Source organism: Delftia sp. PE138, from assembly GCF_018320755.1.
Taxonomy (GTDB): Bacteria; Pseudomonadota; Gammaproteobacteria; order Burkholderiales; family Burkholderiaceae_C; genus Comamonas; species Comamonas tsuruhatensis.
The window spans coordinates 51,648-66,640 of the sequence record NZ_JABEPN010000013.1 but is presented as its reverse complement, the minus strand read 5'-3'; the positions used below and the strand labels follow the sequence as shown (position 1 = coordinate 66,640).

At 67.8% G+C, this 14,993-nt stretch carries 18 protein-coding genes; 8 read left to right on the top strand and 10 right to left on the bottom strand.

The features are described from left to right. The first annotated feature begins 52 nt into the window (after positions 1-52). Positions 53-1,024 (top strand): DMT family transporter, encoded by a 972-nt coding sequence (locus HFGMBDPB_RS27995; RefSeq protein ID WP_061288653.1) that lies wholly within the window; start codon positions 53-55, stop codon positions 1,022-1,024. Positions 1,025-1,084: 60 nt separating this feature from the next. Next, positions 1,085-1,987: a M48 family metallopeptidase gene (locus tag HFGMBDPB_RS27990; RefSeq protein WP_047218837.1), complete on the top strand. Its 903-nt coding sequence runs from the start codon at positions 1,085-1,087 to the stop codon at positions 1,985-1,987. A 10-nt stretch (positions 1,988-1,997) separates the two neighbouring features. Here HFGMBDPB_RS27990 and HFGMBDPB_RS27985 read toward each other — a convergent pair whose 3' ends face one another. From HFGMBDPB_RS27985 to HFGMBDPB_RS27965, 5 genes are all read right to left on the bottom strand, one after another. After that, on the bottom strand, positions 1,998-3,455 hold the full coding sequence (locus HFGMBDPB_RS27985; protein WP_212646697.1) for an aldehyde dehydrogenase family protein: 1,458 nt from the start codon (positions 3,453-3,455) through the stop codon (positions 1,998-2,000). Positions 3,456-3,478: 23 nt separating this feature from the next. Continuing rightward, complete coding sequence (locus HFGMBDPB_RS27980; protein ID WP_212646696.1) at positions 3,479-4,354, bottom strand: TauD/TfdA dioxygenase family protein; 876 nt, start codon at positions 4,352-4,354, stop codon at positions 3,479-3,481. A gap of 69 nt (positions 4,355-4,423) precedes the next feature. Beyond that, positions 4,424-5,179 carry an ABC transporter permease gene (locus HFGMBDPB_RS27975; RefSeq protein WP_212646695.1) on the bottom strand — a complete coding sequence of 252 codons (756 nt, stop codon included), beginning with the start codon at positions 5,177-5,179 and terminating at the stop codon, positions 4,424-4,426. Next, the gene (locus HFGMBDPB_RS27970) at positions 5,169-5,966 is read right to left on the bottom strand and encodes an ABC transporter ATP-binding protein (RefSeq protein ID WP_016448569.1); all 798 of its coding nucleotides are present in this window, start codon (positions 5,964-5,966) and stop codon (positions 5,169-5,171) included. Before HFGMBDPB_RS27970 ends, HFGMBDPB_RS27975 begins: the two co-directional genes overlap by 11 nt. Positions 5,967-5,980: 14 nt before the next feature. Then, positions 5,981-6,976: an ABC transporter substrate-binding protein gene (locus HFGMBDPB_RS27965; protein ID WP_046241079.1), complete on the bottom strand. Its 996-nt coding sequence runs from the start codon at positions 6,974-6,976 to the stop codon at positions 5,981-5,983. Between the two features lie 84 nt (positions 6,977-7,060). Between HFGMBDPB_RS27965 and HFGMBDPB_RS27960 the strand changes: the two genes are divergently transcribed. Beyond that, a complete protein-coding gene (locus tag HFGMBDPB_RS27960) occupies positions 7,061-7,747 on the top strand; it encodes a Crp/Fnr family transcriptional regulator (RefSeq protein ID WP_013800207.1) in 687 nt (228 codons plus the stop codon). A 13-nt stretch (positions 7,748-7,760) separates the two neighbouring features. Here the strand turns inward: HFGMBDPB_RS27960 and HFGMBDPB_RS27955 are convergent, their stop codons facing one another. Continuing rightward, entirely contained in the window at positions 7,761-8,399 is a 639-nt protein-coding gene (locus HFGMBDPB_RS27955; RefSeq protein WP_212646694.1) for an MBL fold metallo-hydrolase, read from the bottom strand. 86 nt (positions 8,400-8,485) lie between these two features. Next, complete coding sequence (locus HFGMBDPB_RS27950; RefSeq protein WP_074922588.1) at positions 8,486-8,761, bottom strand: zinc ribbon domain-containing protein; 276 nt, start codon at positions 8,759-8,761, stop codon at positions 8,486-8,488. Positions 8,762-9,086: 325 nt separating this feature from the next. On the opposite strand from HFGMBDPB_RS27950, the gene HFGMBDPB_RS27945 reads away from it, so the two are divergent. From HFGMBDPB_RS27945 to HFGMBDPB_RS27935, 3 genes are read left to right on the top strand one after another with little or no spacing between them, the layout of a single operon-like run. After that, positions 9,087-10,211, top strand: coding sequence for a Re/Si-specific NAD(P)(+) transhydrogenase subunit alpha (locus HFGMBDPB_RS27945; protein ID WP_016453602.1), 1,125 nt, complete (start codon positions 9,087-9,089; stop codon positions 10,209-10,211). 1 nt (position 10,212) lies between these two features. Continuing rightward, positions 10,213-10,557, top strand: a complete 345-nt coding sequence (locus tag HFGMBDPB_RS27940; RefSeq protein WP_012202276.1) for an NAD(P) transhydrogenase subunit alpha part 2 — start codon at positions 10,213-10,215, stop codon at positions 10,555-10,557. Further along, the gene (locus HFGMBDPB_RS27935; protein WP_074922592.1) at positions 10,554-11,978 is read left to right on the top strand and encodes an NAD(P)(+) transhydrogenase (Re/Si-specific) subunit beta; all 1,425 of its coding nucleotides are present in this window, start codon (positions 10,554-10,556) and stop codon (positions 11,976-11,978) included. The genes HFGMBDPB_RS27940 and HFGMBDPB_RS27935 overlap by 4 nt, the downstream gene beginning before the upstream one ends. A gap of 70 nt (positions 11,979-12,048) precedes the next feature. Here HFGMBDPB_RS27935 and HFGMBDPB_RS27930 read toward each other — a convergent pair whose 3' ends face one another. The 3 genes from HFGMBDPB_RS27930 to HFGMBDPB_RS27920 form a co-directional block, all read right to left on the bottom strand. Beyond that, positions 12,049-12,378: a CcdB family protein gene (locus tag HFGMBDPB_RS27930; protein WP_074922594.1), complete on the bottom strand. Its 330-nt coding sequence runs from the start codon at positions 12,376-12,378 to the stop codon at positions 12,049-12,051. After that, a complete protein-coding gene (locus HFGMBDPB_RS27925) occupies positions 12,378-12,626 on the bottom strand; it encodes a type II toxin-antitoxin system CcdA family antitoxin (RefSeq protein ID WP_043791083.1) in 249 nt (82 codons plus the stop codon). Before HFGMBDPB_RS27925 ends, HFGMBDPB_RS27930 begins: the two co-directional genes overlap by 1 nt. 92 nt (positions 12,627-12,718) lie before the next feature. Further along, positions 12,719-13,522 (bottom strand): exodeoxyribonuclease III, encoded by an 804-nt coding sequence (locus HFGMBDPB_RS27920; protein WP_016448562.1) that lies wholly within the window; start codon positions 13,520-13,522, stop codon positions 12,719-12,721. Between the two features lie 10 nt (positions 13,523-13,532). On the opposite strand from HFGMBDPB_RS27920, the gene pyrE reads away from it, so the two are divergent. After that, positions 13,533-14,234 carry an orotate phosphoribosyltransferase gene (gene pyrE / locus HFGMBDPB_RS27915; RefSeq protein ID WP_016453598.1) on the top strand — a complete coding sequence of 234 codons (702 nt, stop codon included), beginning with the start codon at positions 13,533-13,535 and terminating at the stop codon, positions 14,232-14,234. Positions 14,235-14,280: 46 nt separating this feature from the next. After that, a complete protein-coding gene (locus HFGMBDPB_RS27910) occupies positions 14,281-14,895 on the top strand; it encodes a hypothetical protein (protein WP_043791084.1) in 615 nt (204 codons plus the stop codon). Positions 14,896-14,993 lie beyond the last annotated feature (98 nt).

Sequence of the window (14,993 nt, the reverse complement as noted above, 5' to 3'; positions counted from 1 at the left end):
CTACGAGCGTTTCTCGACAAATGCCCGGCCGCGCCAGGCGCAACATGGCGCCATGGTTCGCAATTCTTCCGCTTCTTCCTCTGCCGTCGGCATTGCCTTCGTTTCGGTGGCTGCCGTGCTGTGGGGCACGACGGGCACGGCGCAAAGCCTGGGCGCAGGCGGGCTGTCGCCGTTCTGGGTGGGCGCCGCGCAGCTGGCGGTTTCCAGCCTGTTCCTGGGCGCGCTGCTGGCGGTCTCCCATTGGAGGCTGCGCGGGCGGGCCGGGCAGGGCGGGGCACCCGTCCAGCCGCTGCTGCCCAACCCGGTGCACCTGGGACTGCGCCCGGCCTGGTTTCTGCTGGCTTCCATGGGAATCGGCGGCTACAGCATCTTTTTCTACGAGGGCGTGACGCTCACGGGCGTGGCCGTGGGCACGGCCGTGGCCATTGGCAGCGGCCCCATCTGGGCCGGGCTGATGCAGGCGCTGGTGCTGCGCGCGCCCCTGTCTGCCCTGTGGTGGGCCGGCACGCTGGTGAGCGTGGCGGGAGGCGCGGCCATGGTGATGGCCCGGGGCGGCGCCACGCTGTCCTGGAGCGGCCTGGCCCTGTGCCTGCTGGCGGGGCTGTCGTACGCGGGCTATGCGCTGATCAACAAGCGCCTGGTCACCCACATGTCGCCGCGCGTGGTGAATTTCTATGTGTTCACCGGGGCAGCCTGCATGGCGGTGCCGATTGCGCTGGTGCAAAGCGGCCTGCCGCAGTGGAGCCTGGCGGCCGTGCTGGTGGTGGTCTACCTGGGCGTGGTGGTGTCGGGCCTGGCGCACATGCTGTTTTCCATCGGGCTGCGCAGCATCTCCGGCCCCACGGGCGTGACGCTGAGCCTGATCGAGCCCGTGGCGGCCTTCGTGCTGGCGGTGTGGGTCGTGGGCGAGCGGCAGCCGCTGCAATCGTGGCTGGGGCTGCTGGCCGTGCTGGCCGGGCTGATGCTGGTGATCGGCGCCGAGATGCGCTCGCAGCGGGCCGTGATGGCCGCGCAGATGGCGTGACTCTTTGTAGGTCGGCGCCGCTCTTCACGATGCGCTGTTCTCCGCATGTTGCAGGCATGCATGGCCGCTAGACTTGGCGGCATGCAGCAGCCATCCCATCTCTCTTCCGAATCCTGTGCCCCGTCCGCCTGGGGCTGTGCCTGCGCGCCCTGGCGCGCGCGTCGCGGTTTCTTGCTGGCCGGCAGCGCGGCGGCCCTGGGCCTGGCCACGGCGCCGGTGGCGGCACAGGTGCAGGTGGGCGGTGCCTCGGGCCTGCGCAAGCTGGTGCCGGCCGAGACGCTGGAAGGCGCCGCCACCGACCAGTACCAGCAACTGCTGGCCAAGGCCCGCGCCCAGGGCGCACTGGCCGGCGACAGCAACCCGCAGCTGCTGCGGCTGCGCGCCATTGCCCGGCGGCTGATCCCCTACACCGCCCAATGGAATCCGCGCGCCAATGCCTGGCGCTGGGAGGTGAATCTGATCGGCAGCAAGGAGATCAATGCCTTTTGCATGCCGGGCGGCAAGATCGCCTTCTACACCGGCATCATCGACCAGCTGCAGCTGACCGACGACGAGATCGCCATGATCATGGGCCACGAAATGGCCCATGCGCTGCGCGAGCACTCGCGCGAGCAGCTGGCCAAGAACCAGGCCACCAGCATCGGCATTTCGCTGGGCGCCCAATTGCTGGGCCTGGGCGACCTGGGCAATGCGGCGGCCCGCCTGGGCGGCCAGCTGCTGTCGCTGAAATTCAGCCGGGGCGATGAGAGCGAGGCCGACCTCGTGGGCCTGGAACTGGCTGCGCGCGCCGGCTACAACCCCCAGGCCTCGGTCTCGCTGTGGCGCAAGATGGGCCAGGCCACGGGCGACCGCGGCGGCCTGGAATTCCTGTCCACCCACCCCGCAGGCCCCGAGCGCATCCGCGAGCTGGAGCGCAACATCCCGCGCGTGGAAGGCCTCTACGAGGCCGCACGGCGCGGGTAGGCAGCCGCCTTCAGGCGGCGGCTTTTTGCTTGGGTTGATAGCCCATCACGGCTTTCACTTCAAGGTACTCCTTGAAGCCGTGCTCGCCCCATTCCCGGCCCGTGCCCGATTGCTTGTAGCCACCGAACGGCGCGCCGAAGTCCGGCCCCGCGCCGTTGAGGTGGACCATGCCGGTGCGCAGGCGCGAGGCCACGCGGCGTGCGCGCTCCAGGCTGCCTGACTGCACATAGCCCGACAGGCCGTAGGGCGTGTCGTTGGCCTGGGCGATGGCCTCCTCCTCCGTGTCGTAGGGCAGGATGACCAGCACGGGGCCGAAGATTTCCTCGCGCGCAATGGTCATGTCGTTGCGCACGTCGGCAAACACCGTGGGCCGCACGAAGTAGCCGCGCGCAAGGCCCTCGGGGCGGCCCGTGCCGCCGGCCACCAGGGTGGCGCCTTCGGCGATGCCGGCCTCGATCAGTCCCTGGATCTTGCGGAACTGCGCCTCGCTGACCACGGGGCCCATGTGCATGGCGCCCGTGTCGGCCAGTGCATCGCCCACCTTCATGCCTTCGGCAGCGGTCTTGGCCGCGGCCACGGCGCGCGCATGCAGGGCGCGCGGCACGAACATGCGCGTGGGTGCGTTGCAGCTCTGGCCGGAGTTGGTGAAGCAGGCGTTCACGCCCTGGGTCACGGCCTTTTCGATGTCTGCGTCGTCCAGCACGATGTTGGCCGACTTGCCGCCCAGCTCCTGGGTCACGCGCTTGACGGTATCGGCCGAGGCCTTGGCCACGGCAATGCCCGCGCGCGTGGAGCCGGTGAAGGTCATCATGTCGATGCCGGGGTGCACGGACATGGCCTCGCCCACCGAGGGGCCGTCGCCGTTGACCAGGTTGAACACGCCGGCCGGCACGCCCGCTTCGTGCAGGATCTCGGCCACCAGGATGGCGTTCAGCGGCGCGATCTCCGAGGGCTTGAGCACCATGGTGCAGCCCGCCGCCAGGGCCGGTGCCACCTTGCACATGATCTGGTTGATGGGCCAGTTCCAGGGCGTGATCATGCCCACCACGCCCACGGGCTCATGCACGATGCCGGTGGTGCCGCGCACGCTCTCGAACTCGAATTCCTTGAGCACCTGCAGGGTCTGCTTCAGGTGCCCCGCGCCCACCGTGGCCTGGGCTGCGCGCGACAGCCACAGCGGCGCGCCCATCTCCAGCGAGATGGTCTGCGCCACCTCGTCGATGCGGCGCATGTAGACCGCCAGCACCTTGTCCAGCAGGGCCAGCCGCTCGTCGCGCGTGGTTTGCGAGAAGCCGTCGAACGCGCGGCGTGCGGCGGCCACGGCTGCATCGACATCGGCGGCCGAGCCCATGCTGATGCGGGCGGCCACCTCCTCGGTGGACGGATTGATCACATCCAGCGTGCGCGGCACGGCCGGGGGAACCCATTGGCCGTCGATATAGAACTGCAGGTGCTCTTGCGTGCTCATGAAGCTGTCTCCGTGTCTCGTTGTCATTGGGTGGAAGGAGTGTCGAAGGTGACGCGCTGGTTCACGCGGTAGTGGGGCCAGTAGTCGGCCACAGCATAGTGCTGCGTGCTGCGGTTGTCCCAGATGGCGATGCCGCCCGCGTCCCATTGATGATGCACCATGAACTCCGGCTTCTTCAGCCAGTCCAGCAGGAAGGTGAGCACGCCGCGCGCCTCGTGCCGGTCCACGCCCGTGATGTGGCGCGTGAAATCGGCATTGACGAAGATGCACTTGCGGCCTGAATCGGGGTTGGTGCGCACCACGGGATGCGTCACGGGCTTGAACTGGCGCAGCGCCTCGAACAGCGCCTCCTCGCCCTTGCGGCCCAGGTATTCCCGGAAGCCCGATTCCTCCCAGGTATGGACCGCCTGCAGGCCTTCCAGGTACTGCTGCATGCCGGGCGAGAGCCAGTCATAGGCCTTGCTGGTGCTGGTCCAGCAGGTGTTGCCGCCGGCCGGCGGCGTGGTCACGATCTGGATCACGGTGCCCAGCGGCGGCTGCTGCTTCCAGCTGATGTCGGTGTGCCAGTTGTCTATGGCGGGCGGGCGGTCCTTGTCGGAGATGATCATCTCCACGTCGGGCATGCCGCTCTTGCGCTCGAAGTACGAGCCCTTGGACAGCGGGCCGAACACCTGCGCCAGCGCCACATGCTGCTCGGCCGTGATGGCCTGGGGCCGGAAGAAGATGACCTCGAAGTCGTACAGGGCCTGTCGCAGTTCCGCCTGCACCTCGGGGGACAGGGGGCGGGTCAGGTCCACGCCCTCGATCCAGGCCGCGAAGTTGGGCATGCGCGGCACGGGGCGGATGTGGTGGTAGCGGGCGTCGATGTCGATCAGCTGCATGGGGGCGGCATTGGCCATGGGGTACTCCTTGAAGGAACGGATGGGAGGGGAGGAAGGGGGGAAGGTGGGGAGAGAGGGCTGGCGGGCTCACTGCCAGTGCAGCAGCCGCCTCTCGGTCCAGGACATGAAGCGCACCATGCCCACGCCCAGCAGGGCCAGCACCAGCAGCAGCGCCATGACGCCATTGATGTCGAAGGTGGAGCCCAGGTAGGCCAGGGTCTGGCCCAGGCCCTTTTCGCTGGCGATGATCTCGGTGCCCACCACGCCCAGCAGGGCATAGATCAATCCCAGGCGCAGGCCCGAGAAGATCACCGGGACGGCGCCGGGCAGCGTGACCTCGAAGAAGGTGGTGGCGGCGCTGGCGCCCAGGGTGCGGCACAGCGTCACATGGTCCTGGCTGACGCCCCGCATGCCTGCCACCGTGGCCGACAGCACGATGAAGAAGGTCAGCGAGCAGCCCACGGCGATCTTGCTGCCCAGCCCCAGCCCGAACCACAGGATGAACAGCGGCGCCAGCGCGATGCGCGGCATCACGTTCAGCGCGTTGAAGTAGGGCTCGGCAAAGCGCTCGACGGCCGGCCAGCGCACGAAGACCAGCCCGGTGGCGAAGGCGGCCACGCTGCCCAGCACGAAGGAGCAGCCCACGGCGGCCAGCGTCCAGCCCAGGTCGGACCAGAACCGGGCCGTGCCCGCATGGTTCCAGAGATAGGCGGCCACGCCGCTGGGCTGGCCGAAGAAGGTGGGGTCCAGCCAGCGGCGCGCGGCGGCCCATTCGGCCAGTCCCAGCACGAGACAGATGAACAGCGCATGCAGCGCCAGCCATTGCAGACGGTCAGCCTTCATGGTGCACCCATCCCGATTCAAGCTGCGACCACAGGGCCGCATAGAGTTCATGGAAGCGTGGGGACTTCTGCAGGTCGCGGATGGAGCGCGGGCGCGGCAGGTCTATGGGCAGGTCGGCGATGATGCGGCCCGGGCGCGAGGACATCACCACCACGCGGTCGGAGACGGCCACGGCCTCGGCCAGGTCGTGGGTCACGAACAGCACGCTGTGGCGGTGCTGCTGGCACAGGCGCAGCAGCAGGTCCTGCAGCTGCAGCTTGGTCTGCGCGTCCAGGGCGCCGAAGGGCTCGTCCATCAGCAGCAGCTGCGCGTCCAGCGCAAAGGTGCGCGCCAGTGCCGTGCGCTGGCGCATGCCGTGGGACAAGGCCTTGGGCAGGGCCTGCGCATGGTCGGCCAGGCCCACCTCCTGCAGCATGCGCAGTGCGCGCTCCGTGCTGTCGGCCGTGCCGACGCCGCGCACGCGCGCGCCGAAGGCGGCGTTCTCCAGCGCCGTGCACCAGGGCAGCAGGCTGTCGCGCGCCAGCATGTAGCCCACGCGGGAACTGCCCAGGCGCGGTGCCTCGCCCAGCACGCGCAGCGTGCCGGCGCCGGTGTGGGCCACCAGGCCCGCGCAGAGGTTGAGCAGGCTGGTCTTGCCGCAGCCGCTGGGCCCGACCAGCGAGACGAATTCGCCCTCGGCCACCTGCAGCGCAATGTTGTCCAGCACCTGCGTGCGGCCGTCGAAGCTCAGGTGCAGGCCGTCGGCGGCAATGGCCTGCGGCGGCAGCTGCGATCCATTGGAAGTCATGGCGCGCCCCCCCTTCACTGCGCCAGCAGGGGCGCGGTGTCGATCAGCCGGCTGATCTGCCCCGTGCGCTGCAGGTAGCGCGCGGCATGCTGCAGGGCCTTGGGGTCCACCGCAAACTGCATGGAAGGAATGGCGTTGCGCAGCGCCACTTCCAGGATCCGTTCGCCGCCGGTCGTGTTGATGCGGAAGCTGTCCTGCGCGACTTTGAGCAATGCATCGAAATGGGCCGGTTCGCGGGCATAGTCGGCCGCCTCGTTCATGGCGCGGCGCAAGCCCTCCACGGCCGGGGCGTTCTTGCGCAGGAAGTCGGCGCGCACCACCTGCAGCACGCCGGCGCCGTTGGTGTCCACCACATCGGCCGGACCCTGGCCCCTGCGCGGATCGACGACGATGCGGCAGGCCTGGCTGACCTCGCAAAAGCCGTCCATGGGCGAGAACAGCATCAGGCCATCGACCTGCCTTTGCGCAATCGCCGGAAAGGCGGTGTTGGGCGATCCCACGGCGACGATGGTGACGTCGTCCGCCTTCATGCCGGCGCCCTGCAGCAGGCTCACGAGCTGGAATTCGGCCGCGCTGCCGCGCGCCGTCACGCCGATGCGCCGGCCCTTGAAGTCCTGCATCACGGCGGGATAGCCCTGGGCGGCATGCGCCATGGGCAGGGCCGCCGATGCCATGAGGAAGAACGTCGGCGCGCTGGCGCCGCTGCCGATCACCTTGAGGTCGGCGCCCTTGTTGACCGCCTGGAGCAGCACCTCGGGCGGCGTAAACGCCACTTCGAGGTCACCGGCCAGCAAGGTCTGCAGCGCCAGCGGCGCCTGCGGGATGGGGCGCAGTTCGCAGCGTATGCCGTGCTTCTCGCACAGTCCCCGCGCGTTGGCCACGCGCACCAGGAAATTGCCGATGCCGGGGTAGTCCTGGATGCGCAGCGTGGGCGTCTGTGCCAGGGCTGCCTGGGTCGAGAGCAGGGCGAACACGAAGGCGGATACCAGGGCGAGCGTGGTGCGGATCATGGGGCGGGCTCCATACGTGTGGGTATGGGGCCGATTACAAGGACGGTGCTATGCGCCAATTGCCGCGAAAGGGACAATGATCGGGTGAACACCAAGCTCGGTTCCCCCAACACCTCTTTGGCGCAGGCGCGCAGCGAGCGCTATCGCGTGGACCTGCTGGCCGAATTGCCGGCCGCATCGGCACGCGGGCTGCGGGCCATAGGCTCCAGGCGCCGCTACCGCGATGGACAGTTCGTGCAAAAGCGCGGCGATGCGGCCGACCATGCGCTGGTGCTGCTGTCAGGGCGCTTTCGTGTCGTGGCCTTCACCGTGGGCGGCACCGAGCGCATGACGCGCTGGCTGGAGGCCGGGGAGATCACCGGCATCAGCTCGGTGCTGGGCAATGCGCCCGTGCCCGTGGACCTGGTGGCCGATGGCGATGTCGAGGTGCTGGTCCTGCCGCGCCAGCCGCTGCTGGACTTCCTGGAGCGCGATGCGCCCGCATGCCTGGCTGTGGCGCGCCTGCTGAGCCTGCGCGTGAACGGGCTGCTGGACACCATCTTCATCAGTTCGGAGGACACGCTGCATGCCCGGGTCTGGGCCACCTTGCAGGTGCTGGCGGCAGAGAACGGCCAGCCCCTGCCCGGCGGCCGCACCCTGCTGCGCATATCGCAGGGTGATCTGTCGCATGTGGTGGGCGCCTCGCGCCAGCGCGTGAACGAGGAGCTGCGCAAGCTGCAGGCGGGCGGCAGCGTGCGTCTGGGCTATCGGTGGATCGAGGTGCTGGGCTGAGGCAGCTGCAGGCTCAGGTCCCGCCCACGTAGGGGTTGCTCTTGCGCTCGCGGCCGAAGCTGCTTTCGGGGCCGTGGCCCGGGATGAACACGGTCTGGTCGCCCATGGGCCACAGGCGCTGGACGATGCTGTCGATCAGCTGCTGGTGGTTGCCCTGGGGAAAGTCGGTGCGGCCGATGCTGCCCGCGAACAGCACGTCGCCCACGAAGGCGCGGTCGATCTGTGGCGCATGGAACACCACGTGGCCGGGCGTATGGCCGGGGCAGTGGCGCACCTGCAGCGTTTCCTGGCCGACGCTCACCGTGTCGCCATCGTGCAGCCAGCGCGTGGGCGTGAAGGGGTCCGAATGCGGGAAGCCGAACATGGCGCCCTGCTGGGGCAGGGCATCGATCCAGAACTGGTCTCCGGGATGGGGGCCGATGATGGGCAGCTGCTGTGCATCGGCCAGCTCGCGCGTGCCGCCCGCGTGGTCTATGTGGGCGTGCGTGAGCCAGATGGCCTTGAGCGCCAGGCCCAGGCGATCTATCTCCCAGCCGATCTGCTCCAGGTCGCCGCCCGGGTCGATGACGGCGGCTTCCATGGTCTGGTCGCACCAGACCAGCGAGCAGTTCTGCTGGAAGGCGGTGACGGGGATGGTGTGGTACTGGAGCATGGGCGGCGTGGGTGCTTCTGGCGAAAGCGCCCATTATTCCCGCTCCTTCCCCTGATGGCAGCGCAGGGCCTCCCCCGCTTGCGCCGTCAGGTGGTCGGTTGGCCGCATTGCCCGCAGAACCGCGCACCGGCCGGATGGCTGGCGCTGCAGCTCCTGCAGGCCTGCGGCAGCACCGCGCCGCCGCACTGCGGGCAAAAGCGCGAGCTGGAGGCAATCGATGCATGGCAACCGGGGCAGACCGCCGCCACGGCCGCAGGCGGGTATGCGCCGCCGGCGTGATGCCCGCCGATATGGACGCCGATATTGCCGCCGTGATGGCCGCCGCGCGCGTGTTGTCCGAACAGTCTTTGCAAGAGTCCCATGGTGCCTTCCTTCGCACTGCGCGGCTGCGCCGCTGCAGTCGCTCAAAGGTGCATTGGGACACGGCAGCGGTGCGCCGGGTCGTGGATGGCGATCATTTAATGTGGCTGTCATTTCGCGGCAATCCGGCGTCTTGTGACGGACAGGCGACATCCTCGCGGGCAGACCCCGTGGCTGCCGCCACGCGGCCGTGATACAAGCTAGCCGTGCCGCCAAGCCAGCCTGCCGTCATGCAGGCGCGCAAGGATTTTTTCGAGGATGGGCCGGGCCGCCGCCTGCGCAATGCAGCGCAGGGCGGGTACCGGCATCACGCGAGGGAGAACCGGTATGTTGATTGGCGTGCCTGCCGAGACCATGGCAGGAGAAACCCGGGTGGCCGCGACCCCCGAGACCGTCAAGAAGCTGCGTGCGCAAGGCCATGTGCTGCGCGTGCAGTCGGGAGCGGGAGTGGCGGCCAGCGTGCCCGATGCCTTGTTCGAGGCAGCGGGCGCCGAGATCGTCGATGCGGCAGGCGCCCTGGGCGCCGATCTTGTGCTCAAGGTGCGCATTCCTTCGGAGGATGAGCTGCCCCTGGTCCGCAAGGGCGCAACGCTGGTCGGCATGCTGGACCCCTTCCAGCCCGCAGGCCTGCAGCGCCTGGCCGATGCGGGCATCACGGCCTATGCGCTGGAGGCGGCTCCGCGCACCACGCGTGCGCAGAGCATGGACGTGCTGTCCAGCCAGGCCAACATCGCCGGCTACAAGGCCGTGATGATTGCGGCCAACCAGTACCAGCGCTTCTTTCCCATGCTGATGACGGCGGCCGGCACGGTGAAGGCCGCGCGCGTCGTGGTGCTGGGCGTGGGCGTGGCCGGCCTGCAGGCCATTGCCACGGCCAAGCGCCTGGGCGCCGTGATCGAGGCCAGCGATGTGCGGCCCAGCGTGCGCGAGCAGGTCGAGTCGCTGGGCGCGAAGTTCATCGATGTGCCCTACGAGACGGCCGAGGAAAAGGAGGCCGCCGAAGGCGTGGGCGGCTACGCCCGCCCCATGCCGCAAAGCTGGCTGGACCGGCAAAAGGCCGAGGTCGCCAAGCGCGTGGCCCAGGCCGACGTGGTCATCACCACGGCGCTGATCCCGGGCCGGCCCGCGCCCGTGCTGGTCACGGCCGAGATGGTGCAGGCCATGAAGCCAGGCGCCGTCATCGTGGACCTGGCGGCCGAGCGCGGCGGCAACTGCCCGCTGACCCAGGCCGGCATGACCGTGGTCACGCATGGCGTGACCATCGTGGGCCTGACCAACCTGGCGGCGCTGGTGGCGGCCGATGCCTCGGCCCTGTATGCACGCAACGTGCTCGATTTTCTCAAGCTCATCATCAACAAGGATGGCGCCCTGCATGTGGACATGGAGGACGACATCGTGGCCGCGTGCCTGATGGCCCATGAAGGCCAACTCGCAGCACAGCGGAGGAAATGACATGGAAGCCGTATCCCCCACCATCATCCATCTCATCATCTTCGTGCTGGCCATCTACGTGGGCTACCACGTGGTGTGGACCGTCACCCCCGCGCTGCACACGCCGCTGATGGCGGTGACCAATGCCATCTCGGCCATCGTCATCGTCGGCGCCATGCTGGCGGCGGCGCTCACGGAAACGGGCCTGGGCAAGACCATGGGCGTGCTGGCCGTGGCGCTGGCCGCGGTCAACGTGTTCGGCGGCTTCCTGGTCACGCGGCGCATGCTGGAGATGTTCCGCAAGAAAGAGCGCAAGAGCGCTCCGGCCAAGGACGGCAAGGATGCCAAGGCGGAGGGCCAGTCATGAGCATGAACCTCGTCACGTTGCTCTACCTGGTGGCCAGCGTCTGCTTCATCCAGGCGCTCAAGGGGCTGTCGCATCCCACCACGTCCATACGGGGCAACCTGTTCGGCATGGCCGGCATGGTGATCGCCGTGCTGACCACGGCGGCGCTCATCGTGCAGCTGGCCGGCGGCAATGCATTGGGGCTGGGCTGGGTGCTGCTGGGCCTGCTGGTCGGCGGCACGGCCGGTGCCGTCATGGCCCAGCGCGTGGAGATGACCAAGATGCCCGAGCTGGTGGCCTTCATGCACAGCATGATCGGCCTGGCGGCGGTGTTCATCGCCGTGGCCGCCGTGGCCGAGCCCTGGGCCTTTGCCATCACGGCCAAGGGCGGCGCCATCCCGGGCGGCAACCGCGTGGAGCTGGCGCTGGGCGCCTTCATCGGCGCCGTGACCTTCACGGGCTCGGTGATCGCCTTCGGCAAGCTCAGCGGCAAGTACAAGTTCCGCCTGTTCCAGGGCGCGCCCGTGCAGTTCAAGGGCCAGCATGCACTCAACGCCGTGCTGGGGCTGGCGGCGGCCTTCTTCGTCTTCGGCTTCTGGCACAGCCAAAGCTGGATGGACATCGTGCTGGTCATCGCCCTGGGCCTGCTGCTGGGCGTGCTGCTGATCATTCCCATCGGCGGCGCGGACATGCCGGTGGTCGTGTCCATGCTCAACAGCTACTCGGGCTGGGCGGCGGCGGGCATCGGCTTCTCGCTGAACAACAGCATGCTGATCATTGCGGGATCGCTGGTGGGCAGCTCGGGCGCCATCCTGAGCTACATCATGTGCAAGGCCATGAACCGCTCGTTCTTCAGCGTGATCCTGGGCGGCTTCGGCGGCGAGGCCACCAGCGCGGCCGCAGGCTCCCAGCAGCAGCGCAACGTCAAGAGCGGCAGCGCCGACGATGCGGCCTTCGTCCTGGGCAATGCCGAGACCGTGGTCATCGTGCCCGGCTACGGCCTGGCCGTGGCGCGTGCCCAGCACGCGGTCAAGGAGCTGGCCGACAAACTCACCGAGCACGGTGTGACGGTGAAGTACGCCATCCACCCGGTGGCGGGCCGCATGCCGGGCCACATGAACGTGCTGCTGGCCGAGGCCGAGGTCCCCTACGACCAGGTCTTCGAGATGGAGGACATCAACAGCGAGTTCGGCCAGGCCGACGTGGCCATCATCCTGGGCGCCAACGACGTGGTGAACCCCGCCGCGCACGTCAAGGGCAGCCCCATCTACGGCATGCCCATCCTGGAGGCCTACAAGGCCAAGACGGTGATCGTGAACAAGCGCTCCATGGCGGCCGGCTATGCGGGCCTGGACAATGAGCTTTTCTACATGGACAAGACCATGATGGTCTTCGGCGACGCCAAGAAGGTGGTGGAGGACATGGGCAAGGCGCTGGAGTGAGGCATGCGCCCGGGCTGAAGTCCGAGGAGGGCAGGGCCCAAGCCCTGGCCTCCTTGAAAACGATCTTGGGTCAGCCCCCGGACCGGGTCAGCAATTCGTCCAGCGCATCGGCGATGGCTTGGCCTTCATGCTCCAGTGAGGCCACCACTTCACCCAATTGATCCAGGGCGACTGAAACCATGTCCAGGGCATGCAGGACGACCGGCACGCCTTCAATGACAAACACAGGATTCATCCTCGCACCCACGGTTGGAGTGCCGTGCGGCAGCAGATTCTGCCGAACCAGTGGAACCACGACGCGACGGCGGTAGCGGTCAAACAGCGAGGACTGGACCACGACGACGTAGGGAATCGAGTCGCGCAAGGCTCCCTTGTTGCGATGAACGTCGAATTGCGCCACTAGAGCGTCGAGTGCTCGTCTGCGAACGAACCCACCGCGATGTTGACCGCGTTCCAGTCGCTGGCGCAGGCGTCGGCAAGCCGTTGGCGCTCACGCTGTGCGCCCTCCTGCCTGGCAACGTATTCGGCCAGCAGGGATTCCATGGTGGCCGAGAGATTGTCGGTATAGGCCTTGGCCTGCGTCACCAGATCTGCATTGATCGTGAGATGGATTGGCCGCTTGGCGCTGGAGACAGCAATGGATTTCATCTCGGAACCCTCAGATAAAGATCATGCGCACAGTGTCTGTATGAGAGCGCGACGAGTCAAACCGCCGCGACCCAAGGCCCTGCTTGAACGTCTCACAGCTTCATGTCGTAGCCGATGGTCACCGGCGCATGGTCCGAGAACTTCACATCCTTGTAGATGTTCTCGGTGCGGGCCAGCGCGGCGGTAGCGGGGGTGGCCAGGTGGTAGTCCAGGCGCCATCCCACGTTGTTGGCGTAGGCCTGGCCGCGGTTGCTCCACCATGTGTAGCAGGTGTCGGTGGTGTCGGGCTGGAGCAGGCGATAAACGTCCACCAGGCCGCCAGTCGGCTCAGTTTTGTTCAACAATTTTGTCATCCACTCGCGTTCCTCGGGCGTGAAACCGCTGTTTTTCTGGTTGCTGCGCCAGTTCTTGAGGTCGATCTGCTGGTGGGCGATGTTGATGTCGCCGCAGAGGATGAACTCGCGTTCGCCCTTCATGCGCATCAGGTGGGCGTGCATTTCGGCCAGGAAGCGGAACTTGGCCGTCTGGCGCAGTTCGCCGGAGCTGCCGCTGGGAAAGTAGGCGCTGATGATGGACAGCTTGCGCGATGGCGTGTCGAAGCGCGCCTCCACGTAGCGGCCTTCGGCGTCGAATTCGTGCGAGCCGAAGCCGACCACGACGTCGCTGGGCTCGTGGCGGCTGTAGACGCCCACGCCCGAGTAGCCCTTTTTCTCGGCGTAGTGGAAGTGGCCGCGCAGGCCGGCCAGCAGCTCGAAGCGTCCGGTCATGTCGGCGGCCTGGGCCTTGATTTCCTGCACGCAAATACAATCCGGCGCAGTGGCCTCGATCCAGGCTTCGACGCCCTTGGTCGAGGCCGAGCGGATGCCGTTGAGGTTGAGGCTGGTCAATTTGAACAAGGATGAATCCATGGTGGTGAGTAATCTGCAGGCCGATGACGCAGGCCGTCTGGCGCAGGAATTTGTGCAATTCGCCGTTGACGCAGGGGTGCTGCGTTTCGGCGAGTTCAAGACCAAGGCCGGGCGCATGAGCCCGTACTTCTTCAATGCCGGCCTGTTCGATGACGGCGGCAAGATGGGCCGTCTCGCCGAATTCTATGCAAAAGCCATTGCGGCCAGCGGCATCGAGTTCGACATGATCTTCGGCCCGGCCTACAAGGGTATCCCGCTGGCGGCCACCGTGGCGGTGGAGCTGGCCCGCATGGGCATCAACAAGCCCTTTGCGTACAACCGCAAGGAAGCCAAGGACCACGGCGAGGGCGGCACCCTGGTGGGCGCGCCGCTCAAGGGCCGCGTGCTGATCGTGGACGACGTGATGAGCGCCGGCACGGCCGCGCGCGAGTCCATCGCCATCATCCGCGCCGCCGGTGCCACGCCGCATGCCGTGGCCATCGCGCTGGACCGCCAGGAAATGGCCACGGAAAATGGCCAGGACGTGCCCCACAGCGCCGTGCAGTACGTGCGCAACCAGCTGGGCATGCAGGTCTGCACTATTGCAAAACTGGCAGACTTATTGCTTTATCTTGAGATTCAAGGTGGCAGCGCAGGCAGCGGCCACCATGAGCGCGTGCTGGCCTACCGCCAGCGTTATGGAGTCAACGACAAGGGGTGAGCGGTTGATGAAGCGGGCGATGCATGCACGATCCTTGCTGTGTGCCATGGGCTTGGCCACGCTGGGCTGCGCCGTGCTCGCCCAGGATATGCCCCTGGGGCCGGGCATCTATTCATGCACCGACGCCCGTGGCCGCCGCCTGACGGCCGACCGCCCGATTGCCGAATGCGTGGACCGCGACCAGCGCGTGCTGGGCAACTCCGGCGTGGAGCTGCGCCGCGTGGGCCCCACGCTGACCGACAACGAACGCGCCGAGCTGGACGCCCAGCGCCGCCGCGACCAGGCAGAACAGCGCCGCATGCGCGAGGAGCGCTCGCGCGACAAGGCGTTGATCACGCGCTACCCCAACCAGGCCGCCCACGATGCCGAGCGTGCCGAGGCCATCTCCCAGGTCGATCAGGTCATCTCCGTGGCGCGCCAGCGCCAGCAGGAACTGCAGACGCGGCGCACGGCCCTGAATGCCGAGATGGAGTTCTACAGGAAAGACCCCGCCAAGGCGCCGGCATCGCTGCGCCGCCAGCTCGACGAGAACACGGCCTCGCAGGAGGAGCAGCAGCGCTTCGTCCAGCAGCAGGACCAGGAAAAGCGCCGCATCCAGGAGCGCTTCGATGCCGAGCTGCAGCAGCTGCGCCAGCTGTGGGCTGCGAGCGCACGCCGCTGAGGCTGGCCCAACGCCGCGCCCGCCGCCGCGTTCTTTCTCCTTCCTGCCCCTCCTTTCCTTCCTCCTTCTCGTTGCACGCTTGCTGAGTCGAATTCGTC